We start from the raw sequence: 26,729 nt of genomic DNA, 5'->3' as shown, positions 1-26,729 counted from the left end.
CCGATCTTGAGCACGTCGCGCAGGAACTCAACGGCCGTCCACGCAAAACGCTCGGCTGGGATACCCCAGCCGAGCGTTTGCGTGATCTAATCACCACCAACTAACAGCAGTGTTGCGCCGACCCCTTGAAACCGCCGTTGGTCGGGCCCTTCTTGTTGGAGTTGTACGCCGGACGCTCAGACGCCCAGACTCTCAGTCGACTCGGCGAACAGCGCCCTTGTCAGCGGAGGTGGCCAGCTTGGCGTAGGCGCGCAGCGCAGTCGTCACCGTGCGCTGGCGGTCCTTGGGCTGCCACGGACGCTCGGAGGCCTCCATCTTGGCGCGACGCTCGGCGAGCACGTCGTCGTCGACGAGCACCTTCAACGCGCGAGTCTTGACGTCGATGAGGATCGGGTCGCCGTCTTCGATCAGACCGATGACACCACCCGCGGCGGCCTCGGGGGAGATGTGGCCGACCGACAGACCCGACGAGCCACCGGAGAACCGGCCGTCGGTGATGAGCCCGCACTTCTTGCCCATGCCGGTGCCCTTCATGAAGGCGGTCGGGTGCAGCATCTCCTGCATGCCCGGGCCGCCGGACGGGCCCTCATAGCGCACGACGAGCACCTCGCCTGCCTGGATCGTCTTGGACAGGATGACCTGCACGGCCTCCTCCTGGCTTTCGACGACGCGCGCGGGACCCTGGAAATGCCAGAGGTCTTCGCTGATGCCCGCGGTCTTGAGCACGGCTCCGTCTTCGGCCAGGTTGCCCTGCAGCACACACAATCCGCCCTCTGCGGTGTACGCATGCTCGACGTCGCGGATGCAGCCGCCCTCTTCGTCGGTGTCGAGTGAACTCCACCGGTTCTTCGTCGAGAACGGTTCGACGGTCCGCACGCCACCTGGCGCGGCGTGGAACAGTTCGATCGCGGCGTCGGTGGCCTTGCCGCCGCGGATGTCCCAGTCGTCGAGGGCGTCGGCCATGGTCTTCGAGTGCACCGTGGAGACGGTGTCGTCGATCAGTCCGCCACGACGCAATTCACCGAGGATGGCGGGGATGCCACCGGCGCGGTGGACGTCTTCCATGTGGTAGTCGGAGTTGGGTGCGACCTTCGACAGACACGGCACGTTGCGGCTGATCTCGTCGATGACGTCGAGATCGAAGTCGGCGACCTCGCCCTCCTGCGCGGCGGCGAGGATGTGCAACACGGTATTGGTCGAGCCGCCCATCGCGACGTCGAGTGCCATCGCGTTGCGGAAGGCCGTCGTGGTCGCGATGCTGCGCGGGAGCACCGAGTCGTCGTCGTCGCGGTAGTAGCGAAGAGCAGCCTCGACGACGGTGGTGCCCGCGCGACTGAACAGGTCGTAGCGCGCGGCGTGTGTGGCCAGCGTCGAGCCGTTGCCCGGCAGCGACAGACCCAGTGCCTCGGTCAGGCAGTTCATGGAGTTGGCGGTGAACATGCCGGAGCACGAGCCGCATGTCGGGCAGGCCGACCGCTCGACCTCGGTGAGGCCCGCGTCGTCGACGTCGTTGTTCGCCGACGCCGAGATCGCGGTGATGAGGTCGGTGGGCGCCTGCGCGACACCGTCGACGATCACGGCCTTGCCAGCCTCCATCGGGCCACCCGAGACGAAGACGGTCGGGATGTTCAGGCGCATCGCGGCGTTGAGCATGCCGGGAGTGATCTTGTCGCAGTTCGAGATACACACCAGCGCGTCGGCGGTGTGGGCGTTGACCATGTATTCGACGGAGTCGGAGATGATCTCGCGGCTCGGCAGCGAGTAGAGCATGCCGCCGTGACCCATCGCGATGCCGTCGTCGACGGCGATCGTGTGGAACTCGCGGGGAACGCCGCCCGCGGCGCGAACAGCGTCGGCCACGATCTCGCCGACGTTCTTGAGGTGCACATGGCCCGGCACGAACTGTGTGTACGAGTTCGCGATGGCGACAATCGGCTTGCCGAAATCGTCATCGGTCATGCCGGTGGCACGCCACAGTGAGCGGGCTCCGGCTGCTTCTCGTCCGACGGTGGTGGTTCGCGACCTCAGGGCTGGCATGGGATTCCTCGATCGTTCGGTGTCCGCGCGAGGCGGACCGTGTGGACTCGCGATGCGCCGACTACGGCGCTGTGGATGTCTCAACGCCACACCAGACGCGAATATTCGCTCACCGTTTTCGTGTGCGTCGGAAACGTTCGTCTGGCCTGACACCTCGGCGGGTCCGCACCGGGTTCGACTGGGCTGAGCCAACTCGCGTCGTCACTCCGATGGGCGTGGCGAAGCGGGTTCGCTCATCAACGGTACTCCCCGCTGACGTGCGGGAACAAAACAGATCTCGGCCGACGGCCCGCGCGCGTCGGCCGCCCGGCGGTGCATGTACCGCGACTCAGATACCCAACACCGATTTGGCGATCATGAAGTAGAGCAGGAGGCCGGTTGCGTCGCAGAAGGTCGAGATGAACGGAGTGGAGAACACTGCGGGGTCGACTTTGATCGACTTGGCGATCAGCGGCATGAGCCCGCCGACCGTCGCGGCCATGGTGCAGATCGACACGATGGTCACGCCGATGACCGTGCCGATGCGGAAGTCGTAGACCAGGCCCGCGACGACGAATCCGACGAGCCCGAGGCTGACGCCGAGTGTCAGTCCCACTCGGAACTCCTTGCCGACCACCCGGGCCACATCCCGAGGTGCGACGTCGTTGACGGCGAGTGCTCGGGTGACCGTCACCGCGGCTTGCGAACCGGTATTGCCGCCGATGCCGGTCAGAAGGGGGATGAACAGCGCAAGCGCCACCATCTCGTCGAGCGTCGCCTCGAAGATCTCGAGGACGTTGACGGTGAGGATCGCCGAGATGGCAAGGACGAAGAGCCACACGATCCGTGATCGGGTGATGGAGAAGACCGAGGCGAGCAGATACGGCTCGTCGAGCGGCTCGCTTGCGCCGGCACGCGCCTCGTCGACGTCTCGGGCCTGCTCGATGACTTCGACGGCGTCGTCGAGAGTCAGCACCCCGACGACCCTGTTCTCGCTGTCGACGACGGGCATGGCGAGGATGCCGCGGTCGACGCAGCGTTGCGCAGTCGACTCCGCGTCGTCGTCGGCGGCAGCAGCGACGGGTTTGCGCATGAGATCGCCGACCGGGGTCTCGGGCTCGGCGAGCAGGAGATCGCGCAAGCTCACCACACCCTCGAGGACGCGATGGTGGTTGATCACCGGGATGGTGTAGATCGTCTCGACCTCGGCGCCGCGCTCTTTCACACGCGCGAGAGCCGCGGCGACCGGTTCGTCGACGTAGGCATGGACGATTTCGGGGCTCATCCGCCTGCCGACCGAACCGCGCGGATAGCCGAGGACGACGCCGGTGGCATCACGTTCTTCGGGTGTCAGGTCTGCGATCAACGTGTTGGCGACGGCCGCGGGCAATTCGTCGAGCAGTTCGGCGCGGTCGTCGGGATCGAGATTGTCGAACGCCTCGGCGACCGCAGTGGTGCCGAGGTCGTCGATCAGGTGGCGCTGCGACCGCGGGCTGAGGTCGTCGAAGACGTCGACGGCTACGTCCTTGGGTAGCAGCCGAAACGCGATACCGCTGTGCTTGCGGGGGAGTCTGTCCAGAATGGCGGCGACGTCGTGGTGGGGAAGGGTCGAAAGGTATGCCGACGTCTGGGCCAGCTCGCCCGCGTCGATGAGGTCGTCGATGTCGTGGGCGGAAACGGTGGGGCTTGCCACCTGAAGAACCTTAACGCGACGGCCGGGTTCGGGCGGGTTGACGATGACTGCTGGGCACGATTCTGCGCATCAGGATCTCGGGCGTCAGGATTCTGCTGCGGCCGCGGCGGCGTATGGATCGGGGATTCGGCCGCGACTCGCGGCGGACAGCAGTGGCAGGTCGCGGAACATCAACGCAGGCAATCGGACCTTCGAGCCGTCGGACAGCACTGCCCGGACGGGTCCCCACTTGGAGAACTGCAGACCCGCAATGTCCGACCACGCGATGCGCCTGGTGCGGAACGTGCCGACCGCGGTGATCCCGTCCTCGGTGACGACAGTCCGGATTCGAGCGATCCACAGGGCGAGCAGGATCGGGATGATCAGTGTCCAGCCGAGCCACACCAGTGACGTGCCCGCCAGGATGATCGCGACGATGAACGCCGCTGGCACCGCGAAATAGGCCAGCTTCTGTACCCGGAAAGCCTGTGGCAACTCGACCGCATCCTCTGCCGAGGAGTCCTCGTGTGACAGGTGATCCTCGCGAGACAGGTCCTCGCTCGGGGGGACGTCGTCGGGGAGGTCGCTGGAAGTCGGCTGGTCAGACGAAGGCACGACCCCATTGTGTCATCCTCGCCAGACGGCCCGTCCACGCAGTGCTTTCCCACGATGTGGGACTCAGGTGTCCGTAGTTTGACTCAGTGATGTGCACAGCCCTACCGTGAACAACGTGATGCACAAGGATCTTCTCGTAGTAATCGGCCGGCGCGTCGTCGCCTGATCGGTCACTTCGTAGACCCAACCAGCATCGACGCGCCACCCTCGAACAGCCTTGCTGTCGGGGGTTTTTTGTTGTCAACGACATGGTGAACCGATCTCCATGCGCAATCACAAGTCAATCGAATCCCAGTCCGTCGCAGGACGCCGAACAGAAGATGTGAGGACCGTGCAGTGAGCGCACCAACAGCACGCGCCGCCAGCGGGGCCGATGCCACAACCGAGCCCGCAGCCAAGAGTAATGGCACCGCAGCCAACGTGCTGCGCGAACAATCACCGGCGGCGGGCACGCTCCGCGCCGTGCCGCAGAACACCGTCGCACCCGAGCGGGTCAGCGGTGCGCAGTCGGTGGTTCGATCGCTCGAGGAGCTCGGCGTCGAGGTGGTTTTCGGTATTCCCGGCGGCGCTGTTCTGCCGGTCTACGACCCGCTTCTCGACTCGCAGAAGGTGCGGCACGTTCTCGTTCGTCATGAGCAGGGTGCTGGTCACGCTGCCACCGGCTATGCACAGGTCACCGGTCGCGCCGGAGTCATGATGGCGACGTCGGGTCCCGGTGCGACCAACCTCGTCACGCCGCTGGCCGACGCGCAGATGGACTCGGTCCCCGTCGTGGCGATCACCGGCCAGGTCGGCCGGGCACTTATCGGCACCGATGCGTTCCAGGAGGCCGATATCTCCGGCATCACGATGCCGGTCACCAAGCACAACTTCCTGGTGAGCAACGCCATCGACATCCCCCGGATCATCGCCGAGGCGTTCCACATCGCCGAAAGCGGCCGTCCCGGTGCGGTTCTCGTCGACATCCCCAAGGACATCCTGCAGGCGCAGACCACCTTCTCGTGGCCGCCGCAGATCGATCTGCCCGGCTACCGTCCGGTGACCAAGCCGCACGGCAAGCAGGTTCGTGAGGCAGCTCGACTGATCAACGCCGCGAAGCACCCCGTGCTCTACGTCGGTGGCGGTGTCATCAAGGCCAACGCATCGCCGGAGTTGCTCGAACTTGCCGAGCTGACCGGCATCCCCGTCGTCACCACCCTGATGGCTCGCGGAGCGTTCCCGGATTCGCACCAGCAGCACCTCGGCATGCCCGGCATGCACGGCACCGTGGGAGCCGTTGCGGCACTGCAGCGTTCGGATCTGTTGATCACTCTCGGCGCGCGCTTCGACGACCGTGTCACCGGACAGTTGGCGTCGTTCGCGCCCGACGCGAAGGTGATCCACGCCGACATCGATCCCGCTGAGATCGGCAAGAACCGCGTCGCCGATGTCCCGATCGTCGGCGACTGCAAGGCTGTCATCTCCGATCTGATCGAGACGCTGCGCAACGAGCGTGCCACCAGCGACACGTCGCAGGATCTCACCGAGTGGTGGGCCTACCTCGACCGCATCCGCCGCACCTACCCGGTGAGCTACGACCGTCCCGCCGACGGTTCGATGTCGCCGGAGTTCGTCATCTCGCGCGTCGGGCAGCTCGCGGGCCCCGACGCCGTGTACTGCGCGGGCGTCGGCCAGCACCAGATGTGGGCCGCACAGTTCATCTCCTACGAGAAGCCGCGTACGTGGCTGAACTCGGGTGGTCTCGGCACGATGGGCTACGCCGTTCCCGCGGCGATGGGCGCCAAGATGGCCGATCCCGACGCCGAGGTGTGGGCCATCGACGGTGACGGTTGTTTCCAGATGACCAACCAGGAGCTGGCCACCTGCGCGATCGAGGGCATCCCGATCAAGGTGGCGCTGATCAACAACGGCAACCTCGGCATGGTCCGTCAGTGGCAGACGCTCTTCTACGAGGAGCGCTACTCCAACACCGACCTCTCGACCCACTCGCGGCGCATCCCCGACTTCGTCAAGCTCGCGGAAGCGTTGGGCTGCGCGGCATTCCGTGTCGAGAACGAAGCCGACGTCGACGACGTGATCGCCCAGGCGCGTGAGATCAACGACCGCCCGGTCGTCATCGACTTCATCGTCGGCGCCGACGCCCAGGTCTGGCCGATGGTCGCAGCGGGTACCGGCAACGACGAGATCATGGCCGCCCGCGACATCCGGCCGCTCTTCGACGACGACGAGTCGGCCGCCGAAGACGTCGCCGAGATCCACGAAATCGTCAACCAGCAGACCAATCTCGGCCAGGAGGGTCGGAAGTGAGTACTCATACCCTGAGCGTTCTGGTCGAGGACCTGCCCGGTGTTCTCGCGCGCGTGTCGTCGCTCTTCTCGCGCCGCGGATTCAACATCGAGTCGCTCGCTGTCGGCCCGACCGAGATGAAGGGTGTCTCGCGAATGACCATCATGGTCTCCGTCGAGGACTTCCCACTCGAGCAGGTCACCAAGCAGCTCAACAAGCTGATCAATGTGATCAAGATCGTCGAGCAGGACCCGGCGTCGTCGGTGTCCCGCGAACTGATGATGGTCAAGGTGCGCTCCGACGCTTCGGTGCGCAGCGAGGTCATCGAGGTCGTGAATCTGTTCCGCGCCAAGGTGATCGACGTCTCGCCCGAGTCGTTGACCATCGAGGCGACCGGAACGTCGGAAAAACTGGAGGCCCTGCTGCGGATGCTCGATCCGTACGGCATCCGCGAGATCGCCCAGTCCGGTGCGGTCACACTGGGTCGAGGACCCAAGAGCATGTCGGCCAACCGCTGACGTTCTGAAGAAAACAACCTGTCGTAAGACAACATACGAGCCCCGGCCGCAAGACCACTTCGACTGGGGCACAAGTAGATATCGAAGGGAATCCAACTGTGGCGATCGAATTGTTCTATGACGACGATGCCGATCTGTCGATCATCCAGGGCCGCAAGGTTGCTGTGATCGGCTACGGCAGCCAGGGCCACGCGCACTCGCTGTCGCTGCGCGACTCCGGCGTCGACGTCGCGATCGGCCTGCGTGAGGGCTCCAAGTCGCGTGAGAAGGCGGAAGAGCAGGGCCTCAAGGTCATGTCGAACGCCGAGGCCGCCAAGTGGGCCGACGTCATCATGCTGCTCGCTCCCGACACCTCGCAGGCCAAGATCTTCACCGAGGACATCGAGCCGAACCTCAAGGACGGCGACGCGCTGTTCTTCGGCCACGGCCTCAACATCCACTTCGGCCTGATCAAGGCTCCGGAGAACGTCACCGTCGCGATGGTCGCCCCGAAGGGTCCCGGTCACCTCGTGCGTCGTCAGTTCGTCGACGGCAAGGGCGTTCCCGCCCTGATCGCCGTCGACCAGGACCCCAAGGGTGAGGGACAGGCGCTTGCACTGTCGTATGCATCGGCTATCGGTGGTGGCCGCGCCGGCGTCATCAAGACGACCTTCAAGGAAGAGACCGAGACCGACCTCTTCGGTGAGCAGGCCGTGCTCTGCGGTGGCACCGAGGAACTGATCAAGACCGGCTTCGAGGTCATGGTCGAGGCGGGCTACGCACCCGAGATGGCCTACTTCGAGGTGCTGCACGAGCTCAAGCTCATCGTCGACCTGATCTACGAGGGTGGCATCGCCCGCATGAACTACTCGGTGTCCGACACCGCGGAGTTCGGTGGCTACCTGTCGGGCCCGCGTGTCATCGACGCCGATACCAAGGACCGCATGCGCGCCATCCTCTCCGACATCCAGGACGGCACCTTCGTCAAGCGCCTCGTCGCCAACGTCGAGGGCGGCAACAAGGAGCTCGAGGATCTGCGTAAGAAGAACGCCGAGCACCCGATCGAGGTCACCGGCAAGAAGCTGCGCGACCTGATGAGCTGGGTGGATCGTCCGATCACCGAAACCGCCTGATACTCAAAGGACTCAGCACCGGCCCGGTTCCCGTCAGGGAGTCGGGCCGGTGTCGTTTTACCGGCGCGCCACGGCGGGTCGCGCTCGGCGGTCGCACTCGGCGTCGACTGAACCCGGACACGCGAAAACGCAACACCCCGAGGCGAAGTGGTTGCCTCGGGGTGTTGCGTCGGTTGTCTTGTCAGTCGATCAGATCAGCGAGAAACCCTTGTACCTGGTCGATTTCACGTAGTCGAGCACGGGGCCGATGTTGGTTCCGGTCTCCGGTCCGATGCAGCCGACGAAGTAGTACGCGTTGACCATGCCGACGAGCCGGTCGCCGACGACCACGGGGCTACCCGAATCGCCTTCGATGACGCAGATCTGGGAGAAGTGCACGTCACCGTCGGAGAACCACGAGATGCCGCAGGTGTTGCCGGTGGTGCGACCCTGCTTGCACGCGACGGTGGGGAAGCCGAGGGGCTTGGTGTCGATGCGGTTGATCGTCACACCGTTCACGGTCCGCAGCGGCACGACGCGGCTCTTGTCGAACTCGATGATCGCGACGTCTTCTTTGGGATCCGAGTAGGTGATGGTGCCTGCCTGGCCACGACTCTGGAATGTCTCGGAGAGCACCTTCTGGCCGGGCTTGCCGCAGTGGCCTGCGGTGATACCGATCAGCTCACCGGTCTTGGCGTTGCCGATCGTGGTGAGGGTGCAGGCGGCTGCGCTGTTGCCACCCTTGAGGACCAGGATTCCCGACCCTCCGCCGAGATAGATCTTTGCCGGGGCAGCAGTGGCGCTACCGGCCCCCCAGCCAGCCAGCAATACTGCGGCGAGAACAGCCAGCATTGCTGTCAGCTTCCTCATCATTCACATGCTCCACTCTTGTTAACACCGGTCCCGCCTGAGCGGCGGGTCTTGCACACCGTAACGGTCGGCGGCCAAGACGAGCTGCACCTGGAATCCAGATGCGGTTGCTTTGCAACCTGTCTGTGATGACGTGTCCGATATTGGAATCGTCGGCCGCGTAATGACGATCACAATGTACAGGTGTTTCCTGAGTAAGAGCTTCGACGACGCAGACCGGCTGTTCAGGCGCGTCGGACGTCCCTCTAAGCTGAGTGCCGTACGTCCCTGGCGCTTCGATTACGTCCTTCGATATTTCGACACGTCTTCGGCGTCCCGATTCCTGTGTAACCGATCTACGGAGAATTCACTGTGACCTCAGCTGGCAGTCCGGTCGTCCTGATCGCCGACAAACTGGCCCCCTCGACCGTGGAAGCGCTCGGCGATGGCGTCGAGGTGCGGTGGGTCGATGGCCCTGACCGTCCCAAGCTCCTCGAGGCAGTGGTCGATGCGGACGCAATCCTCGTGCGGTCCGCCACCACCGTCGACGAGGAAGTGCTCGAGGCGGGCAAGAACCTCAAGATCATCGCCCGCGCAGGCGTGGGTCTCGACAACGTCGACGTACCTGCCGCGACCGCACGCGGCGTGATGGTGGTCAACGCTCCCACCTCCAACATCCACACCGCCGCCGAGCACGCCGTCTCGCTGCTGCTCTCGGCCGCACGTCAGATCCCCGCCGCCGACGCCACGCTGCGCGAGCACACCTGGAAGCGGTCGTCCTTCAATGGTGTCGAGATCTTCGACAAGACGGTCGGCGTCGTCGGGCTCGGTCGTATCGGACAGCTCGTTGCCGCGCGTCTCGCCGCGTTCGAGACACACGTCATCGCCTACGACCCCTACGTCTCGCCCGCCCGCGCGGCGCAGCTGGGTATCGAATTGGTCAGCCTCGACGAACTGCTCGAGCGTGCCGACTTCGTGACCGTGCACCTGCCGAAGACCCCGGAGACCCTCGGGTTGATCGGCGCCGACCAGCTCGCACGCACCAAGAAGGGCGTCATCATCGTCAACGCCGCTCGCGGTGGACTCGTCGACGAGCAGGCTCTCGCCGACGCGATCACCTCGGGCCAGGTGCGCGCTGCAGGCCTCGACGTCTTCGCCACCGAACCGTGCACCGACTCGCCGCTGTTCGAGCTGCCGCAGGTCGTCGTCACGCCGCACCTCGGTGCGTCGACCAGTGAGGCGCAGGACCGCGCGGGCACCGACGTCGCCAAGAGCGTGCGTCTCGCGCTTGCGGGCCACTTCGTTCCCGATGCCGTCAACATCACCGGTGGAGCCGTCGACGAAGAGGTCGCGCCGTGGCTGGAGATGTCGCGCAAGCTCGGCGTGCTGATCGGTGCGCTGAGCAGCGAATTGCCGTCGTCGATCGTCGTCGACGTTCGTGGTGAGCTCGCGTCGAGCAACGTCGACGTTCTCGCACTGTCTGCGCTCCGCGGACTCTTCTCGGCCGCGCTCGACGAACCGGTGACGTTCGTCAACGCGCCGACGGTCGCCGCCGAGCGCGGTGTGACCAGCGAAGTCGTGACCAACACCGAGAGCCCCAGCCATCGCAGCGTCGTCGACGTCAAGGCCGTCTACGCCGATGGTTCGGTGCACAACGTGTCGGGTGCGATCACCGAGCCTCGTCAGGTCGAGAAGATCGTCAACATCAACGGCCGCAACTTCGACCTGCGGGCCGAGGGACTCAACCTGCTCGTCAGCTACGTCGACCAGCCGGGTTCGCTGGGCAAGATCGGTACGTTGCTCGGCAACGCGGGCATCGACATTCTCGCCGCGGCGCTCTCGCAGGACACCGACGGTGGCGGCGCGACCATGATGCTGCGCGTGAGCAAGAACGTCGACGACGCCGTGGTCACCGAGATCTCCGAGGCTGTTGACGCGACCCTGATCGAGCAGGTGGATCTGTTATGAAACTCGCTGTCATCGCCGGAGACGGCATCGGCCCCGAGGTCATCTCCGAGGCGCTTGGCGTCTTGACGACGCTCGTGCCCGAGGTGGACGTCACCGAGTATGACCTCGGTGCTCGTCGCTACCACCGCAACGGAGAACTGCTCACCGACGATGATCTGGCGTCGCTTCGTGAGCACGACGCAATCCTGCTCGGCGCCATCGGCGATCCGTCGGTGCCCTCGGGTGTGCTCGAACGCGGACTGCTGCTCAAGATGCGGTTCGCGCTCGACCATCACGTCAATCTGCGGCCGTCGCATCGCTTCCCGGGCGTGACGTCGCCGCTGGCGGGCGATCCCGACATCGACTTCGTCGTGGTCCGTGAGGGCACGGAGGGTCCGTACACCGGCAACGGGGGAGCGGTCCGCGTCGACACCCCGCACGAGGTCGCGACCGAGGTCAGCGTCAACACCCGCTACGGGGTGGAGCGAGTGGTGCGCAACGCCTTCGAGCGTGCGACCAACCGTCGTAAGCATCTGACGTTGGTCCACAAGACCAACGTGCTGACCTTCGCTGGATCGTTGTGGAGCCGCACCGTCAACGCCGTTGCCGCGGAGTATCCCGACGTGAGCGTCGACTACTGCCACGTCGACGCCGCGACGATCTACCTGGTGACCGATCCGGGTCGGTTCGACGTGATCGTCACCGACAACCTGTTCGGCGACATCATCACCGACATCGCGGCAGCGGTCAGCGGCGGCATCGGCCTGGCGGCCTCGGGCAACATCGACGCCACGGGCACCAACCCCTCGATGTTCGAGCCGGTGCACGGCAGCGCCCCCGACATCGCCGGGCAGCAGAAGGCCGACCCGACCGCGGCCATCCTGTCGGTGGCGCTCCTGCTCGATCACCTCGGATACGCCGACGAAGCGCGCCGCGTCGAAAAGGCCGTCGCCGACGATCTTCTCGACCGCGACGGCGCGACGCTGTCGACCGGCGAGATCGGCAAGCGCATCCTGGATCGTCTCTGATCAGTTGTCCTCTTCTCGGGCCGGAACCATCGGGTTCCGGCCCGAGTCGTTTGTGAGGGCACTGACGCACTGCACGTGAGCCGCAGGGCCGTGCCCGCAGAAAGCCGCGTCCCTCGGGGCGTCGGAACGTACCGGTACATGCGAGCGACCCACGGGGCGCAACTTTCTGCGAGTGCGGCGCGTGACAGACCGGCCGCGCGACGCGAGTTGTTCTATTTGAACTAGAAATATATGATCAGGGCATGCTCATCCGCATCGACGCCGCAGATCGCGCGCCGATCTTCACTCAGATCGCCGCGTCGGTACGTGGCGGCATCGCGCGCGGGGAGTTGACCGAGGGCGAGCGGCTTCCGTCTGCTCGCGATCTGGCGGCGTCGCTCGACGTGAATATCCATACCGTGTTGCGCGCGTACCAAGAATTGCGCGACGAGGGACTGGTCGAGCTGCGCCGGGGTCGGGGTGCCGTGGTCTCCGGCGACGCGTCGCGCGCCGCCGAGCTCGCTGATGCGCTCGACCGACTCGTCGACACGGCCCGCCGCTTCGGAATCGGGCCAGTCGAACTGACCGTCGAAATCACCAGGAGGATGTCATGAACCATCCGTCGTCTCAACACCGTTCGGGGAGAGTGGCAGCTGTCCTGCTGGGCACTGTGCCGTCCATCGCCGTGCTCGTCGTCGCGTTGGTGCTCTTGCGTATCTGGCGTGCGGATCTGCCGAAAGAGATTGCTACGCATTGGAACTCGCACGGAGTCGACGGCACGATGAGTTTGCTCGGTGTCGTCGTCACCGTGGTGGTGATCGCGGTACTCGGCGCAGTCCTGGGAGGTGTGGCGGGGTGGTACATCCGTGAATCGGAGCCGCTGCGAGTCACGCTCGGCCTTGTCAACGGACTGACGGTGTTCGTGGTCGCCGGGATCGTGAGTACCGTTGGCGCCCAACGCGGTATCACCAGTGTCTACGACATCGCATTCCGGCAATCGAACTCGTCGTCGCGGGTGTGATCGGACTGGTCGTGGGGCTGATCACCGCGGCGCTGGTGCGCCGCAGGGAGCAGCCGGCACCGGAGCCGGTCGGCGATGTGCCTGTCGCCGAACTCGCTGTGGGAGAACGCTTTCTGTGGCAGCGTCGAGTATCGACGTCGGCGACGTCACTGATCATTGTGGGACTTGTGCTGTGTGCGATCGTCGTGCTCGCGGTTCTCCTGCGGGAGCCATGGTTGTTGCTGCCGGGTGTCGTCGCCGCGTTGGCCGGTGCGATCCTGTGGTCTGCCCGCGTGACTGTTGATCGGGAGCGAATCGCCGTGCGAGGCGTACTCGGATGGCCTCGGGTCACCGTCCCGATGAGTGACGTCGTCCGCGCCGAAGTCACTCAGGTCAACGCATTGCGCGACTTCGGCGGATACGGTCAGCGGCTCTGTGTGCACGGACGGTTGCGCGGAGTGCGCGGCATCGTCCTACGATCCGGGTCCGCACTGATGCTCACTCGACTGGACGGCGGCCGTGAACTCGTCGTCGTCCCCGACGCGCAGCAGGCCGCGGGTTTGGTCAATGCGTGCGTCGCGCAAGCACACTCGCATCGGTGACTTGCTCGACGGCCCGCGTATTGCGTTCGACGGATTGGCGCGCGAGCCGATCAGCGTGACAATCGAGCTATCTGGTTCTGCACGTCAGCGTTACGGGTGTGCGGGTTACGAGACTGTGGGGCCAAGAGACGACGGAGCCAAGAGACTACGGGGCCAAGAGACTACGGGGCCAAGAGACTACGGAGGTGCCGATGACAGGCAACGGCTCCGTGTCCGTTATCCGGTCGCGGACGGCAGCGCTCGGCGTCGGGCCCGCCGTCGGGATGAGCGTCGTGGCGGTGATCCTGCTAGCCGCTTGGCGACCCGGTCTGCCGGATGCCATTGCGACGCATTGGGGTCATCACGGTGTCGACGGCACCAACAGCTTCTCGCGGATCTGTGCCACGGTCGGAGTCGTTGTCGTTGTTGCATTGGCTGTCGGTGCCGTAACAAGCTGCACCGCGCGAGCCGTCCCGATGTTGGCCGCGACACTCGCCATCATCAACGGGTTGGTCGTCTTCCTCGTCGCCTTCATGCTCGGGGTCACAGGTGCTCAGCTCGGCCATCACGGAGCGCCGTCGGCCGCATTGCCCGCACTGTGGTTCGTTTTCGGCATGATTCTCGGCCTCGTCGTCGCGGTGGCGACGGCGATAGCCGCGTCGACATGGTGCCTTCGACGCGACCCGCCGAATCGGCGATGACGGGTGGTCGCCCTCAGGCGACCAATTCCTCCTGTGGGAGTGCGTCTTTCGGAATGAGTGGCGTCGCTATGACCGGTGCGGCGGCGCTGACGAGAAAGGCGAGTGGAAATCCCGCAGCACCGATCAGAAGTCCGAACAATGGCGTGGTGGCCGCCGTTGCCAGGTACTGGGCGGTGTTCTGAATCGCGAGTCCGCGGCCACTCCATTGTGGCCCTGCGTATTCGGCGATCGCGGTGAATGCGAGACCATTGTCGGCAACCGTGATAATCGAGGCGATCATCATCAACGCCGGCGCCAACGGCGTGTGCAGCCAGTCGGTGACGGCCAGCAGCGCCATCGCCGCCGCGGCGCCGATGGCGATCAGCCGAATCGGACGCATGCGTGACAACCAGGCATCCGACCAGCGACCGGCCGCGATCCTGCCCAATGCGCCGATCACCTGGGTGATCGTCACCAGAATGCCCGCTGCGGCGGGCGACCAGTGTCGCGCGACGATCAGCCAGGTCGGTACGAATGTCCACAGCATCTGCTGCGGGATCACCAGCAAGACGCTGACTGCATGGACCCGTGCGAGAAACCAGCTCTCGCGGTACGGGTTTCGACGTTGCGCTTGGGCGGTGGTACCGGTTGTCGACGGTGCGGGCGGATCGATCACACCGAACACCACGGCGGCCAGACCGATCGCGGTCACCACGGCGGGCACCGCCAGTGCGGCGGCGACGGAGTGGCGTGCGGCGATGACGGGCATGGTCAGTGCGCAGACGCCGATGCCCAGCGGCTGTGCCATCTGCCGGATTCCCATTGCGGTGCCGCGCAATTCGGGCGGAAACCATCCGACGACGATGCGGCCGCTGGCGCCGTTGGCCGCGCCGGAACCCACTCCCGCGATGAACAGGCAGGCCGCGATCGCGACATACGACGCATGGGCGGCCGCGGTGATCGCGGCTGCGGACGTGCCTACAAGCGTGATGGAGACCGAGATCAGCAGGATCGTGCGCTCGCCGTAGCGATCAAGAAGCGTGCCCCAGCCGACGATCGCGATCATGAGGCCGATCGTCGGGATCGTGGCCAGTACGGAGGCCTGGGCGAGTGACATGCCCTGCTGGGTGTGTAGCGCTGGGATGAGGTACGCGACCCCTCCGACGACAACCGCAGTCGTCATCGCGGCGACCAACGAGCACGCGAGCATGGTCCAGCGCCTGGTGTTGCTGATGGTGGACGTAGTCGTCATCGCGGACCTCCTTCGGGTGTGTCCTGGCAGCGAGGACCAGGTGGCGTCGCCGCACATCTCGAGCCGCTCTCAAATAATGAGATGATATTTTCACATTCTAAGACCGATGCGACGTCGGCTCAATTTCGCGTCCCACAGAGTGGACGCGGTGGGTGCGCTAGTGTTCTTGGTATGCGTCTTGGCCGAATTGCGAGTCCTGATGGTGTGGCTTTCGTCTCGATCGAAGAGTCGGACGGCTCTTCGATCGCCAAGGAAATCGCCGAACATCCCTTTGGTACACCGACGTTCACGGGCAGATCGTGGCCGCTGGCCGACGTTCGATTGCTGGCGCCGATCCTCGCGTCCAAGGTGATCTGCGTCGGGAAGAACTACGCGGCACACGCCGCCGAAATGGGTTCGGAAGCGCCGGAGAGTCCTGTGATCTTCCTCAAACCCAACACCTCCATCGTCGGACCCGAGGTGCCCATCGTGCGCCCGCCGTCGTCGGAACGCGTCGACTTCGAGGGTGAGCTCGCCATAGTGATCGGACGTCCGTGCAAGGACGTGAAGGCCGCCGACGCCGCCGGTGCGATCCTCGGCTACACAGTCGCCAATGACGTGACCGCTCGCGATCAGCAGAAGATCGACGGTCAATGGACGCGCGCCAAGGGCTACGACACCTTCTGCCCACTCGGACCCTGGATCGAGACCTCGTTCGACCCGTCCGACGCCGCGATCACGACGGAACTCGACGGCGAGGTGCGTCAACGCAGTCGCACATCGCTCATGCTCCACGACGTCGGAGCGCTGGTGGAATGGATCTCACGCGTGATGACCCTGCTCCCGGGTGACGTGATCCTGACCGGAACACCCGAGGGAATCGGTCCTATGGTTGCCGGCCAACGTGTTTCGGTCACGGTGGAGGGCATCGGCACACTGAGCAATCCGGTGGTCGACAAGCCGTGAGCGGATCGGGCGTGGCGCGCGTCAACGGAATAGAGCTCGCCTACGAGCGCACGGGCGCGGGCCCCGCGGTCGTGATGGTGATGGGCAGCGGCAGCCCGGGGCGCGTGTGGAAGGCCAATCAGGTTCCCGCGCTTGTGAAAGCCGGGTACGAGGTCGTCACATTCGACAACCGCGGTATCGCGCCGTCGTCGGAGTGTGCCGACGGGTTCACCCTCGACGACATGGTCGCCGACACCGCGAGCCTGATCGAATCGCTCGGCATTGCACCGGCATTCGTCGTCGGAACCTCTCTCGGCGCACGGATCACACAGGAGTTGGCGCTCGCGCGACCGAATCTCGTCCGCGGCGCGGTGATGATGGCGACCTACGGGCGTACCACCGTTCTGCAGGAGACCTTCTCGGTGGGCGAGCGCGCGCTGTACGACAACGGAGTCGAGTTGCCGCCAGAGTACGAGGCGGCGATCACTGCCGAGCAGAACCTCTCCGCCCACACGCTCGCCGACGACCGCGCGACCCGCGACTGGCTCGACGTCATGATGTTCTCGCAGCAGAAGATGACGCCGGGTATGCGTGCGCAACTCGGAATCCACACGAACGAGCCCAACCGACTCGACGCGTACCGCCGCATCGCCGTTCCGTCGCTCGTCGTCGGATTCAGCGACGACAGACGACTTCCCGTCGAGCTCGCCCGTGAAGTGGCCGATGCGATCCCCACCGCGGAGTATGCGCAGGTCGACAAGGCCGGGCACTTTGGGTATCTCGAGCAGCCAGCCGAGGTGAATCGACTGCTGATCGACTTCCTCGGTCGCCACCGCGACTGAGCACGCGCTCGGAGGTCGGTGCCCATTCGATACGCTGACCTCCATGAGCAGCGCGCAGGGAGTCCGTGTCCGTTTCTGTCCGTCGCCCACGGGCACACCGCATGTGGGAATGGTGCGGACCGCATTGTTCAACTTCGCCCAGGCCCGTCATGACAAGGGCACCTTCGTCTTCCGGATCGAAGACACCGACGCCGCGCGCGACAGCCAGGAATCCTACGACGCGATCCTCGAGTCGCTGCGCTGGCTCGGGCTCGACTGGGACGAGGGCCCCGAGGTCGGCGGCCCGTATGCGCCCTATCGGCAGTCGGAACGTCGCGGCATCCACCAGGACGTCGTGAAGCAACTCCTCGACGCGGGTGAGGCCTACGAGGCGTTCTCGACGCCCGAGGAGGTCGAGGCCCGCCACCGCGCGGCAGGGCGTGACCCCAAACTCGGTTACGACAACTTCGACCGCGACCTGACCGACGAACAGCGCGAGGCCTATCGCGCCGAGGGCCGCAAAGCCGTTGTCCGCCTTCCGATGCCCGACCACGACATCACCTGGAACGATCTCGTACGCGGGCCGACGACCATCAAGGCCGGCACCGTTCCCGACTTCGCGCTCACCCGTGCCAACGGTGACCCTCTCTACACACTCGTCAATCCCGTCGACGACGCGATGATGAAAATCACCCACGTGCTGCGCGGTGAAGACCTCTTCTCGTCGACGCCCCGTCAGATCGCGCTGTACGAGGCGCTCATCCGGATCGGCGTCGCCGAGCGTGTCCCGGAATTCGGGCACCTGCCGTTCGTGATGGGGGAGGGCAACAAGAAACTCTCCAAGCGCGACCCGCAGTCGAATCTGTTCCACCATCGCGATCGTGGATTCCTCCCGGAGGGTCTGCTCAATTACCTCGCGCTGCTCGGTTGGGGCTACTCCCACGAGACCGACGTGTTCACGCTCGAGCAGATGATCGACAAGTTCGACGTCCGCGACGTGAACTCCAACCCGGCACGCTTCGATCAGAAGAAGGCCGACGCGATCAACGCGGAGCACATCCGCATGCTCGACCTCGACGACTTCGCGGCGAGGCTCAAGGCGTACCTGGTCACCCAGGGATTCCTCACCGACCCGATCGACGACGAGCAGTTCACCACGATCGCCGAACTGGTGCAGACCCGCATCCAGGTTCTCGGTGAGGCGTGGCCGCTCATCTCCTTCCTCTACGTCAGCGATGACGAGTTCGCGATCGACGAGAAGTCGGCAGCGAAAAACCTCGGCGTCGACGCCGGGCCGGTCCTCGACGCCGCGATCTCGACGCTGTCCTCACTCGCCGAGTGGAACACCGACGCCATCCAGGAAGCCTTGACGAGCGCGCTGGTCGACGGACTCGAACTGAAACCACGAAAGGCGTTCGGGCCCGTGCGTGTGGCGATCACCGGATCGCACATCAGTCCGCCGCTGTTCGAGTCGATGGAGTTGCTCGGACGCGACAAGAGCCTCGCACGGCTCCGGTCGGCAGCGGGCCAGGTGGCCAATTAGCGGGTCTGACCAGGCGATTTGTAGTAACCCGGTCGGCCTCTGCTAGGCTATCGCAGGTTGTTTTCCTCACGGAGAACGAGACCTTTGGGGTATGGTGTAATTGGCAACACAGCGGTTTCTGGTACCGCCATTCTAGGTTCGAGTCCTGGTACCCCAGCGAAAGCCGGGACACCAAACCCTGGCTTTTATAACTGAATATCGAGACATCTGATGTCGTTTCTTGGCCCCGTCGTCTAGCGGCCTAGGACGCCGCCCTCTCAAGGCGGTAGCGCGGGTTCGAATCCCGTCGGGGCTACAAGAAAAACGCACTTCTCCTTTCGGAGAGGTGCGTTTTTTTGTTGCCGCGCCTTCGAAAGCGGGTCAGGCCTGTAACCCCGATGAGTCGACGACGGCCGTCGACCCGGCGACCGGCATCGGGTCGAGGCCGAGCTTGCGGTGATCCCAGGACCGAACGCGCGCCGGGACGAGCCGCACGGCCACGCGCTTGTGCATCATCTGGTCGACGAAGGGCTTCATCTCGTCGGTGTAGGGGCCCGTGTAGCGTTCCCAGACACTCACACCGATGCGATGGCAATGGTCGGGATCGTCGTGGATTTCCGCATGTCCTTCAAAGGCGACGCCGCGCAGAGTGTCGTAGGTGTCGCCGTCCTCGATGAGGACCGAGCATCGCGCGTCGCGGCCGAGATTGACCGCCTTCTGCGACTTGGCCTTTGTCTCGAACCAGATCTCGCCGTCGATGACGCCGTACCACATGGCGACGAGATGGATACCGCCGTCGGCGCCGTGGGTCGCGAGAGTTGCTGTGCGACTGCGTTCGACGAAGTCGGTGATCTCGGCGTCGGACATGACGATCTGTTGACGTTGGTTTGTTCCCATGCCCAGACGCTAACCGAATCAGCCTCGCGCGGTTGGCACTAACCGTTTCTGGATGGCCTCGGCGGCGGCGAGTAGATCGGCAGCCCACCGAGCGCCGGGGCGTCGGCCCATACGATCGATCGGCCCGGAGACCGAGATTGCCGCAACCACATCGCCGTTGGCGTCGCGCAGCGGTGCCGAGACACTGGCGACACCCGCGGCTCGCTCACCGGCGCTCTGCGCCCAGCCGCGGCGGCGGATCTCGTAGAGTGCGCGTTCGCTGAAGACGCTGTCGTGTAGAAGCGCCCGCTGGGTCGACGGTTCGGCCCAGGCGAGCAGGACCTTGGCCGCCGAGCCCGCGCTCATCGGGAAGCGGGTGCCCACGGGTACGGTGTCGCGCAGTCCGGTTGGCGGTTCCATGGCCGCGATGCAGACGCGTTCGGAGCCTTCTCGGCGATAGACCTGAACGGATTCGCCGGTGATCTCACGCAGTCGGGGGAGCACCATGAGTGCGGCCTCCTGGATGGGATCGTGCGCGCTCGACGCCAACTCGCTCAGGGCGGGCCCCGGGTACCACCGTCCGGCGGCGTTGCGTGCAAGCAGGCGATGTGTCTCCAATCCGACGGCCAACCGATGGGCCGTTGCCCGCGGCAGGCTGGTGCGCTCGCAGAGCTCCGTGAGGTTGGCCGGGGCATGCGCGACGGCCCGTAATACGATCACGGACTTGTCGAGTACACCGATTCCGCTCTGCGGTTCCGGTGCGCTATCCTTTCCCATAGGACGATACTAGCGGTCCACATCGTGAGATGCACGCGAGAGGCGGCACAGCCCGCCGACTCCCGCCGCACCCCACCCCAAACCACAAGTGCTACAGCCAGAATGAGTGCAGTGATGACGAACAGCGCAAGTAAGCCTCGTACTCTCGCCGAGAAGGTGTGGGACGACCACGTCGTCGTACGCGGAGACGCGAACGGCGGGAACGACCCCGATCTGATCTTCATTGATCTCCACCTCGTTCACGAGGTCACCAGCCCGCAGGCATTCGAGGGTCTGCGGCTCGCAGGCAGGCCCGTGCACCGACCGGATCTGACGATCGCGACCGAGGATCACAATGTGCCGACGGTCGACACCAACCTGCCCATCGCCGACCCGGTGTCACGGACCCAGGTCGACACGCTGCGAAGCAACTGTGAAGAGTTCGGTATTCGCCTGCACCCCATGGGCGACAAGGAACAGGGCATCGTTCACGTCGTCGGACCTCAGCTGGGACTGACCCAGCCGGGAATGACGGTTGTCTGCGGCGACAGTCACACGTCGACCCACGGCGCCTTCGGTGCGCTCGCCATGGGAATCGGGACATCGGAGGTCGAGCACGTGCTCGCGACGCAGACGCTGTCGTTGCGACCGTTTAGGACGATGGCCATCACGGTCGACGGCGAATTGGCGCCCGGTGTCACGAGTAAGGATCTGATCCTGGCCGTCATCGCCAAAATCGGTACGGGCGGCGGACAGGGCTACGTGCTCGAGTATCGCGGTAGCGCCATCGAAAAACTCTCGATGGAAGCGCGGATGACCATCTGCAACATGTCGATCGAGGCGGGCGCGCGTGCGGGCATGATCGCTCCCGACGAGATCACCTTCGAATTCCTCAAGGGCCGCCCCAATGCTCCGAAGGGAGCGGATTGGGATGCGGCCGTCGAGTATTGGAAGTCGTTGCGCACCGATGACGACGCCGAATTCGACGAAGAAGTGCATATCGACGGCGCGTCGTTGAGTCCCTTCGTCACGTGGGGCACCAATCCCGGCCAGGGAGCGCCACTCTCGGCGTCGGTGCCGGATCCGGCCGACTTCGGCGACGAGAATGCGGCGGGCGCGGCGTCGAAAGCCCTTGAGTACATGGACCTCACCCCCGGAACCCCGTTGCGTGAGATCAGTGTCGACACCGTCTTCGTCGGCTCGTGCACGAATGGTCGGATCGAGGATCTGCGTGCCGTCGCCGAGATCCTCGACGGCCGGACGGTCGCCGAAGGTGTTCGGATGCTTGTGGTCCCGGGTTCGATGCGGGTGCGTGCGCAGGCCGACGAGGAGGGTCTCGGTGAGATCTTCACCGCCGCAGGCGCGGAGTGGCGTCAGGCCGGTTGCTCGATGTGTCTTGGAATGAACCCAGACCAGCTCGCGCCCGGCGAGCGCTGCGCGTCGACGTCGAACCGCAACTTCGAAGGGCGACAAGGCAAGGGCGGCCGTACGCATCTCGTGTCACCCGCCGTCGCCGCGGCAACGGCTGTGCGAGGCACACTGTCGTCGCCCGCGGATCTGTGACAGGCGCGCAACGCGCCGTCTGAGTCCGCCATCTCCGAAGCCAACTCCCAGATCGCAAGAGGCACACATCATGGAACCATTCATCACTCACACAGGCATCGGCGTTCCGCTGCGTCGAAGCAACGTCGACACCGACCAGATCATCCCCGCCGTCTACCTGAAGCGTGTGACCCGCACCGGTTTTGAGGACGGACTGTTCGCCGGGTGGCGCACCGACCCCGACTTCATCCTCAACGTCGAACCCTGGAATCGCGGTTCGGTTCTGGTCGCGGGTCCCGACTTCGGCACCGGGTCGTCGCGCGAGCATGCGGTCTGGGCACTGTCGGACTTCGGTTTTCGCGTTGTCATCTCGTCGAGGTTCGCAGACATCTTCCGCGGCAACGCCGGAAAGGCCGGTCTCGTCGCCGCACAGGTCGAGCAATCCGACGTCGAACTGCTCTGGAAGCGTCTCGAAGAGCAGCCGGGCCTCGAACTGACTGTGAGCCTCGAAGATAGGACCGTAACCGCGGGAGACCTCGTGGTGCCGTTGACAATTGATGACTACACGCGGTGGCGTCTGATGGAGGGACTCGACGACATCGGGCTGACATTACGGCAGGTAGACGCGATTTCTGAGTACGAGCAGCGTCGCCCGTCATGGAAGCCGACAACATTGCCGCTCTGATTTACGGCTCTAGGCAAGCCTTTCCGCGATACGACGACGGAAGTGCCCGAAAGCGTGACGAATTGGTGACACGTCGCGCTAATTGGCGTGGAAGATGGAAGTTTTCGGCGTCGACGTTTACCGTGTGGTGGTAGCTGGCCTGATAAGAGGGCCAGATCGGCTTGCGGAGGTATCCAATGAACAAGGCAGAGCTCATCGATGAGCTGACAGTAAAACTCGACACGGATCGAAAGACCGCGACCGAGGCAGTCGAGCAGTTGGTCGACTCGATCGTGCGCGCAGTCAATAAGGGTGAGAGCGTCACCATCACCGGCTTCGGTGTCTTCGAGAAGCGTCGTCGCGCACCACGCGTCGCGCGCAACCCGCGCACAGGCGAGACTGTCAAGGTTCGCGCGACGTCGGTGCCCGCGTTCCGTCCGGGTGCTCAGTTCAAGGCTGTCGTGTCCGGCAAGCAGAAGCTCGCCTCGTCGGGTCCGGCCGTGAAGCGTGGCAGCGGCGCCACCACGGGTACCGCGGCCAAGAAGACCACTGCGGCAAAGAAGTCGACAGGTACCGCGGCGAAGAAGACCACCGCCGCGAAGAAGACGACGACTGCGGCGAAGAAGACCACCGCCGCGAAGAAGACGACGACTGCGGCGAAGAAGACGACGCCGGCAAAGAAGACCACCACCGCGGCGAAGAAGACCACGCCGGCAAAGAAGACCACCACCGCGGCGAAGAAGACCACGCCGGCAAAGAAGACCACGACTGCGGCCAAGAAGACCACGCCGGCAAAGAAGACGACGGCCAAGAAGACAGCCGCCAAGAAGACGACCCGTCGCTGAAAGTCTCGCAGCGACAAGTTCACATCCTCAACTCACCCCCGATGGTCTTCCCCCGTCGGGGGTGAGGTGCGTTGGGAGCCGATTCAACTGCGCTGGCGGGTCACTCGACGTCGTGGCCGGGGAACGGGCTGTCGATGTGGTCGGCGGCGACGAGCTTGCCCTGATGCGTCGATACCACCCAGACGCTCGCCTTGCGGTTCCGCGCGGCGGGCAACGAGACGCCGTCCTGCTTGCCCCACCACTCCATGAGTGGCGGAATCACCTTGCCCTGACTACATACTGCGCGCACGACGGAGCCAGAATCGGTCGCGAGGTCGACGATGCGTCGTTGCGCGGCAACGGGGTCGTCGCGGTAGGCCTCTTCCGACAGCGTCGATTCCGTGATGATCGGCACCCCCAGCGCACGAGCGGTCGGCGCAACGGTTTGCTCGCACCTGGTCCGGTCGGCGCTGTGTATCTCGTTGGTACCGAACGCGGGGAGCAGTACCGACAGCGCGTCGGCCTGTGTGCGTCCCTCGGGGTCGAGCGGACGCAGCCGGTCGTCGCCGTGGTAGCGGGAACGACTGCCTGCCTTGGCATGGCGAACCAGCAGCAGAGTATCGAGATCGACTGGGAGCCTTAGGAATTCGCGTAGTACGCGGCGATCCTGCGAGTAGCTCAGAAGCCGCTCTGCCGCGTCGATGCCGAGCCACTCCATCTCGTCGACTTCGTGGTTCTCGACGAATTCTCCGCCGACAGCTCGAGCCGACCAATACCGCACGCGCTTTCGGCCGCTCGAGATGTCGTAGCCGACGTCGCGGAGATACCTGCCGATGCGTACGCGGTAACCGGTCTCCTCGCCGATCTCGCGCACCGCGGTCATCACGAGTGTCTCGTCGGCTTCGATCTTCCCTTTGGGTAGGGTCCAGTCGTCGTAGCGAGGTCGATGGATCACACCGATCTCGACACCGTTGTTCTCCCGCGGACGCCACAGCACGCCGCCCGCAGCCCAGATCGTCTTGTGTGTCTTAGACATTGCCTGTGATGCTAGTGGCCGAAGGTTACGAAAAGGGTGGGCTTGTCACATGCCTGCGTCGCGACGGCGGGTGCGCCGCATCATCTGTCGTTGATGGTCGCGTACCTCTTCGCCCGCGGCGGGTGAGGCCATCCAGCTTCCGTCCGATTGCAGGACCCAGCATCGTGTTCGGGGGTCGAGCGCCGAGTCGAAGATGTCGCCGAGTTCGGCGGTCAGCCGGTCATCGCGCACCTGCACCATCACCTCGATACGTCGATCGAGGTTGCGGTGCATCATGTCGGCGCTGCCGATCCAGTACTCATCCTGCGCCCCGAAATGGAAGATGCGTGAGTGTTCGAGGAATTGGCCGAGGATCGAGCGCACGTGAATGTTGTCGCTGACGCCCGGCATCCCGGGACGCAATGCGCAGATTCCACGCACGACGATTTCGACCGGAACGCCGTTCTGCGATGCGCGGTACAGGGCATCGATCACCTGCTCGTCGACGAGAGCGTTGGCCTTCAACCGAACTCGGGCGCGGGGATCGCCTTCGTGCTTGAGTTCGATCTCACGGTTGATGCGCTCGACGATGCCGGAACGAATCCCGGTGGGAGCGACCAGGATGTTGCGGTACTCGCGTTTACGGGAGTAACCGGTCAGTGTGTTGAACAGGTCGGTCAGGTCGGCGCCGATGTCCGGTGCGGCAGTGAACAATCCGACGTCCTCGTAGAGCCGAGCGGTCTTCGGGTTGTAATTGCCGGTGCCGATGTGGCAGTAGCGTCGGATCGACGATCCCTCACGACGCACCACAAGGCATGTCTTGCAGTGGGTTTTGAGTCCGACAAGGCCGTAGACAACGTGCACGCCTGCCTGCTCGAGCTGGCGCGCCCACTTGATGTTGGCCTGTTCGTCGAAGCGCGCCTTGATCTCGACGAGAGCCACGACCTGCTTGCCTGCCTCGGCAGCGTCGATGAGCGCGTTGACAATCGGCGAATCACCCGAGGTGCGATACAACGTCTGCTTGATCGCGAGAACCTGCGGGTCGGCTGCAGCCTGCTCGATGAATCGCTGCACGCTCGTCGAGAACGAATCGTAGGGGTGGTGTACGAGGACATCGCCTTCGCGCAACGTGGAGAAGACACTCTTGGGCGTCTCCCGCTCGCCAAACGCGGGATGTGTCGACGGTACGAACGGGGGGTCCTTGAGCTGTGGCCGGTCGAGTGAACCGATCTCGAACAGCGACGCCAGATCGAGCAGCCCCGGAACTTGGATGACGTCGGCGGGGTTGACGTCGAGTTCACGCAGGAGCAGTTCGAGCATGTGCTCGGTCATGTCGTCGGCGACCTCGAGTCGGACCGGCGAACCGAACCGGCGTCGTGCGAGTTCACGTTCGAGCGCCTGAAGCAGGTCTTCGTCGCGATCCTCTTCGACCTCGAAGTCTGCGTTGCGCGTGATGCGGAACGCGTGGTGCTCCACGATCTCCATGCCAGGGAACAGATGTCCGAGATTGGCGGCGATCAGATTTTCCATCGGCAGGAAGATCGCGGTGCGATGTCCCTTGCCGTCGGCTTCTGCACTCGGCGGCATCAGTCGATCGACACGGACGAACCGATTGACGTTGTCGGGCACCTTGACTCGCGCGAAGTGCTCGCCGCCCTCGCCGGCGTCGCGCACCGTGACAGCGAGGTTGAGGCTCAGTCCGCTGATGTAGGGGAAGGGGTGTGCGGGATCGACGGCGAGGGGCGTCAGCACCGGGAACACGTCATCGTGGAAGTACTCGACCATCCGAGCCTGCTGGGCCTCGGTCAGATCCGACCAGCCGACGACGTAGATGTCGTTGTCCGCCAACGCAGGACGCACCGAGTCGAGGAACACTCTGGCGTGCCGGTCGGCGAGGGTCTGGGTGCGTCCGGCGATCCGCAGCAACTGTTCGCGCGGGGAGAGTCCGTCGGCTGAACGCACCGACAGGCCGGTTTCGTCACGGCGCTTGAGACCCGCGACGCGGACCATGAAGAACTCGTCGAGATTCGACGCGAAGATCGCGAGGAACTTCGCGCGTTCGAGCAGCGGGATCGACGTGTCCTCGGCGAGTGCGAGAACACGCGAATTGAAGTCGAGCCAACTCAGCTCGCGATTGAGGTATCTGTCCTCGGGAAGATCGGCTGACTCGCCCGGTTCGAGAGTTGCCGCGGGCGGCGCACCAGGAATCGCACTGATCGGTTGTGTGGTGACCGGAGTCGTCGTGGTGTCGTCAGCTGTGCTCACCGTTCA

At 64.7% G+C, this 26,729-nt stretch carries 24 protein-coding genes and 2 tRNA genes; 17 read left to right on the top strand and 9 right to left on the bottom strand.

Annotation, left to right across the window (positions count from 1 at the left end):
- Nucleotides 1-192: 192 nt before the first annotated feature.
- The 3 genes from ilvD to A5766_RS07025 form a co-directional block, all read right to left on the bottom strand.
- Entirely contained in the window at nt 193-2,037 is a 1,845-nt protein-coding gene (gene ilvD, locus A5766_RS07035; protein ID WP_039855265.1) for a dihydroxy-acid dehydratase, read from the bottom strand.
- A gap of 328 nt (nt 2,038-2,365) precedes the next feature.
- On the bottom strand, nt 2,366-3,709 hold the full coding sequence (gene mgtE / locus A5766_RS07030) for a magnesium transporter (RefSeq protein WP_005205232.1): 1,344 nt from the start codon (nt 3,707-3,709) through the stop codon (nt 2,366-2,368).
- 84 nt (nt 3,710-3,793) lie between these two features.
- On the bottom strand, nt 3,794-4,303 hold the full coding sequence (locus A5766_RS07025) for a PH domain-containing protein (protein WP_005205231.1): 510 nt from the start codon (nt 4,301-4,303) through the stop codon (nt 3,794-3,796).
- A 336-nt stretch (nt 4,304-4,639) separates the two neighbouring features.
- On the opposite strand from A5766_RS07025, the gene A5766_RS07020 reads away from it, so the two are divergent.
- From A5766_RS07020 to ilvC, 3 genes are all read left to right on the top strand, one after another.
- Nucleotides 4,640-6,610 (top strand): acetolactate synthase large subunit, encoded by a 1,971-nt coding sequence (locus tag A5766_RS07020; RefSeq protein ID WP_064904020.1) that lies wholly within the window; start codon nt 4,640-4,642, stop codon nt 6,608-6,610.
- A complete protein-coding gene (gene ilvN / locus A5766_RS07015) occupies nt 6,607-7,107 on the top strand; it encodes an acetolactate synthase small subunit (protein WP_005205228.1) in 501 nt (166 codons plus the stop codon). The genes A5766_RS07020 and ilvN overlap by 4 nt, the downstream gene beginning before the upstream one ends.
- A gap of 98 nt (nt 7,108-7,205) precedes the next feature.
- Nucleotides 7,206-8,219: a ketol-acid reductoisomerase gene (ilvC, locus tag A5766_RS07010; RefSeq protein ID WP_005205225.1), complete on the top strand. Its 1,014-nt coding sequence runs from the start codon at nt 7,206-7,208 to the stop codon at nt 8,217-8,219.
- 189 nt (nt 8,220-8,408) lie between these two features.
- Here the strand turns inward: ilvC and A5766_RS07005 are convergent, their stop codons facing one another.
- Nucleotides 8,409-9,071, bottom strand: a complete 663-nt coding sequence (locus A5766_RS07005; protein ID WP_064864568.1) for a trypsin-like peptidase domain-containing protein — start codon at nt 9,069-9,071, stop codon at nt 8,409-8,411.
- A 348-nt stretch (nt 9,072-9,419) separates the two neighbouring features.
- Between A5766_RS07005 and serA the strand changes: the two genes are divergently transcribed.
- The 6 genes from serA to A5766_RS06980 all read left to right on the top strand — a co-directional run bounded on the left by serA (nt 9,420) and on the right by A5766_RS06980 (nt 14,283).
- Complete coding sequence (serA, locus tag A5766_RS07000; protein WP_064904018.1) at nt 9,420-11,015, top strand: phosphoglycerate dehydrogenase; 1,596 nt, start codon at nt 9,420-9,422, stop codon at nt 11,013-11,015.
- Complete coding sequence (locus tag A5766_RS06995; protein ID WP_005205221.1) at nt 11,012-12,022, top strand: 3-isopropylmalate dehydrogenase; 1,011 nt, start codon at nt 11,012-11,014, stop codon at nt 12,020-12,022. The genes serA and A5766_RS06995 overlap by 4 nt, the downstream gene beginning before the upstream one ends.
- A 242-nt stretch (nt 12,023-12,264) precedes the next feature.
- On the top strand, nt 12,265-12,615 hold the full coding sequence (locus A5766_RS06990; protein WP_005205219.1) for a GntR family transcriptional regulator: 351 nt from the start codon (nt 12,265-12,267) through the stop codon (nt 12,613-12,615).
- Nucleotides 12,612-13,022 (top strand): DUF1648 domain-containing protein, encoded by a 411-nt coding sequence (locus A5766_RS24940; RefSeq protein ID WP_005205217.1) that lies wholly within the window; start codon nt 12,612-12,614, stop codon nt 13,020-13,022. The genes A5766_RS06990 and A5766_RS24940 overlap by 4 nt, the downstream gene beginning before the upstream one ends.
- Nucleotides 13,019-13,603 (top strand): hypothetical protein, encoded by a 585-nt coding sequence (locus A5766_RS24935; RefSeq protein WP_231894575.1) that lies wholly within the window; start codon nt 13,019-13,021, stop codon nt 13,601-13,603. The genes A5766_RS24940 and A5766_RS24935 overlap by 4 nt, the downstream gene beginning before the upstream one ends.
- A 191-nt stretch (nt 13,604-13,794) precedes the next feature.
- Nucleotides 13,795-14,283, top strand: a complete 489-nt coding sequence (locus tag A5766_RS06980; RefSeq protein WP_156527398.1) for a hypothetical protein — start codon at nt 13,795-13,797, stop codon at nt 14,281-14,283.
- A gap of 13 nt (nt 14,284-14,296) precedes the next feature.
- Here the strand turns inward: A5766_RS06980 and A5766_RS06975 are convergent, their stop codons facing one another.
- Nucleotides 14,297-15,514 carry an MFS transporter gene (locus A5766_RS06975; RefSeq protein WP_064904014.1) on the bottom strand — a complete coding sequence of 406 codons (1,218 nt, stop codon included), beginning with the start codon at nt 15,512-15,514 and terminating at the stop codon, nt 14,297-14,299.
- Between the two features lie 171 nt (nt 15,515-15,685).
- Here A5766_RS06975 and A5766_RS06970 point away from each other — a divergent pair, with 171 nt between their 5' ends.
- From A5766_RS06970 to A5766_RS06950, 5 genes are all read left to right on the top strand, one after another.
- Nucleotides 15,686-16,459, top strand: coding sequence for a fumarylacetoacetate hydrolase family protein (locus A5766_RS06970; protein WP_064863046.1), 774 nt, complete (start codon nt 15,686-15,688; stop codon nt 16,457-16,459).
- Complete coding sequence (locus tag A5766_RS06965; RefSeq protein WP_064863045.1) at nt 16,456-17,280, top strand: alpha/beta fold hydrolase; 825 nt, start codon at nt 16,456-16,458, stop codon at nt 17,278-17,280. The genes A5766_RS06970 and A5766_RS06965 overlap by 4 nt, the downstream gene beginning before the upstream one ends.
- A 43-nt stretch (nt 17,281-17,323) precedes the next feature.
- A complete protein-coding gene (gene gltX, locus A5766_RS06960; protein WP_064864575.1) occupies nt 17,324-18,802 on the top strand; it encodes a glutamate--tRNA ligase in 1,479 nt (492 codons plus the stop codon).
- 85 nt (nt 18,803-18,887) lie between these two features.
- A tRNA-Gln gene (locus tag A5766_RS06955) sits at nt 18,888-18,959 on the top strand.
- A 65-nt stretch (nt 18,960-19,024) separates the two neighbouring features.
- Nucleotides 19,025-19,097: transfer RNA gene (locus A5766_RS06950), tRNA-Glu, on the top strand.
- A gap of 65 nt (nt 19,098-19,162) precedes the next feature.
- On the opposite strand, the gene A5766_RS06945 is transcribed toward A5766_RS06950, so the two are convergent.
- Together A5766_RS06945 and A5766_RS06940 are read right to left on the bottom strand one after the other, a co-directional pair.
- Nucleotides 19,163-19,678: a pyridoxamine 5'-phosphate oxidase family protein gene (locus tag A5766_RS06945; RefSeq protein WP_005205202.1), complete on the bottom strand. Its 516-nt coding sequence runs from the start codon at nt 19,676-19,678 to the stop codon at nt 19,163-19,165.
- 18 nt (nt 19,679-19,696) lie between these two features.
- Nucleotides 19,697-20,434: an IclR family transcriptional regulator gene (locus A5766_RS06940; protein WP_005205200.1), complete on the bottom strand. Its 738-nt coding sequence runs from the start codon at nt 20,432-20,434 to the stop codon at nt 19,697-19,699.
- A 114-nt stretch (nt 20,435-20,548) separates the two neighbouring features.
- Between A5766_RS06940 and leuC the strand changes: the two genes are divergently transcribed.
- From leuC to A5766_RS06925, 3 genes are all read left to right on the top strand, one after another.
- Nucleotides 20,549-21,976: a 3-isopropylmalate dehydratase large subunit gene (leuC, locus tag A5766_RS06935; RefSeq protein WP_005205199.1), complete on the top strand. Its 1,428-nt coding sequence runs from the start codon at nt 20,549-20,551 to the stop codon at nt 21,974-21,976.
- A 70-nt stretch (nt 21,977-22,046) separates the two neighbouring features.
- A complete protein-coding gene (gene leuD, locus A5766_RS06930; RefSeq protein ID WP_064863041.1) occupies nt 22,047-22,640 on the top strand; it encodes a 3-isopropylmalate dehydratase small subunit in 594 nt (197 codons plus the stop codon).
- A 176-nt stretch (nt 22,641-22,816) separates the two neighbouring features.
- Nucleotides 22,817-23,464 carry an HU family DNA-binding protein gene (locus A5766_RS06925; protein WP_005205195.1) on the top strand — a complete coding sequence of 216 codons (648 nt, stop codon included), beginning with the start codon at nt 22,817-22,819 and terminating at the stop codon, nt 23,462-23,464.
- Nucleotides 23,465-23,564: 100 nt separating this feature from the next.
- On the opposite strand, the gene A5766_RS06920 is transcribed toward A5766_RS06925, so the two are convergent.
- Both A5766_RS06920 and A5766_RS06915 read right to left on the bottom strand, forming a co-directional pair.
- Nucleotides 23,565-24,479 (bottom strand): NUDIX hydrolase, encoded by a 915-nt coding sequence (locus tag A5766_RS06920; protein WP_064904012.1) that lies wholly within the window; start codon nt 24,477-24,479, stop codon nt 23,565-23,567.
- 45 nt (nt 24,480-24,524) lie between these two features.
- A complete protein-coding gene (locus A5766_RS06915; RefSeq protein ID WP_005205192.1) occupies nt 24,525-26,723 on the bottom strand; it encodes an RNA degradosome polyphosphate kinase in 2,199 nt (732 codons plus the stop codon).
- Nucleotides 26,724-26,729 lie beyond the last annotated feature (6 nt).

This window comes from Gordonia sp. 852002-51296_SCH5728562-b (assembly GCF_001665475.1).
In the GTDB taxonomy this organism is placed as follows: Bacteria; Actinomycetota; Actinomycetes; order Mycobacteriales; family Mycobacteriaceae; genus Gordonia; species Gordonia sputi.
Note: the sequence above shows the minus strand (reverse complement) of the source record. Positions and strands in the feature narration are given on the sequence as shown.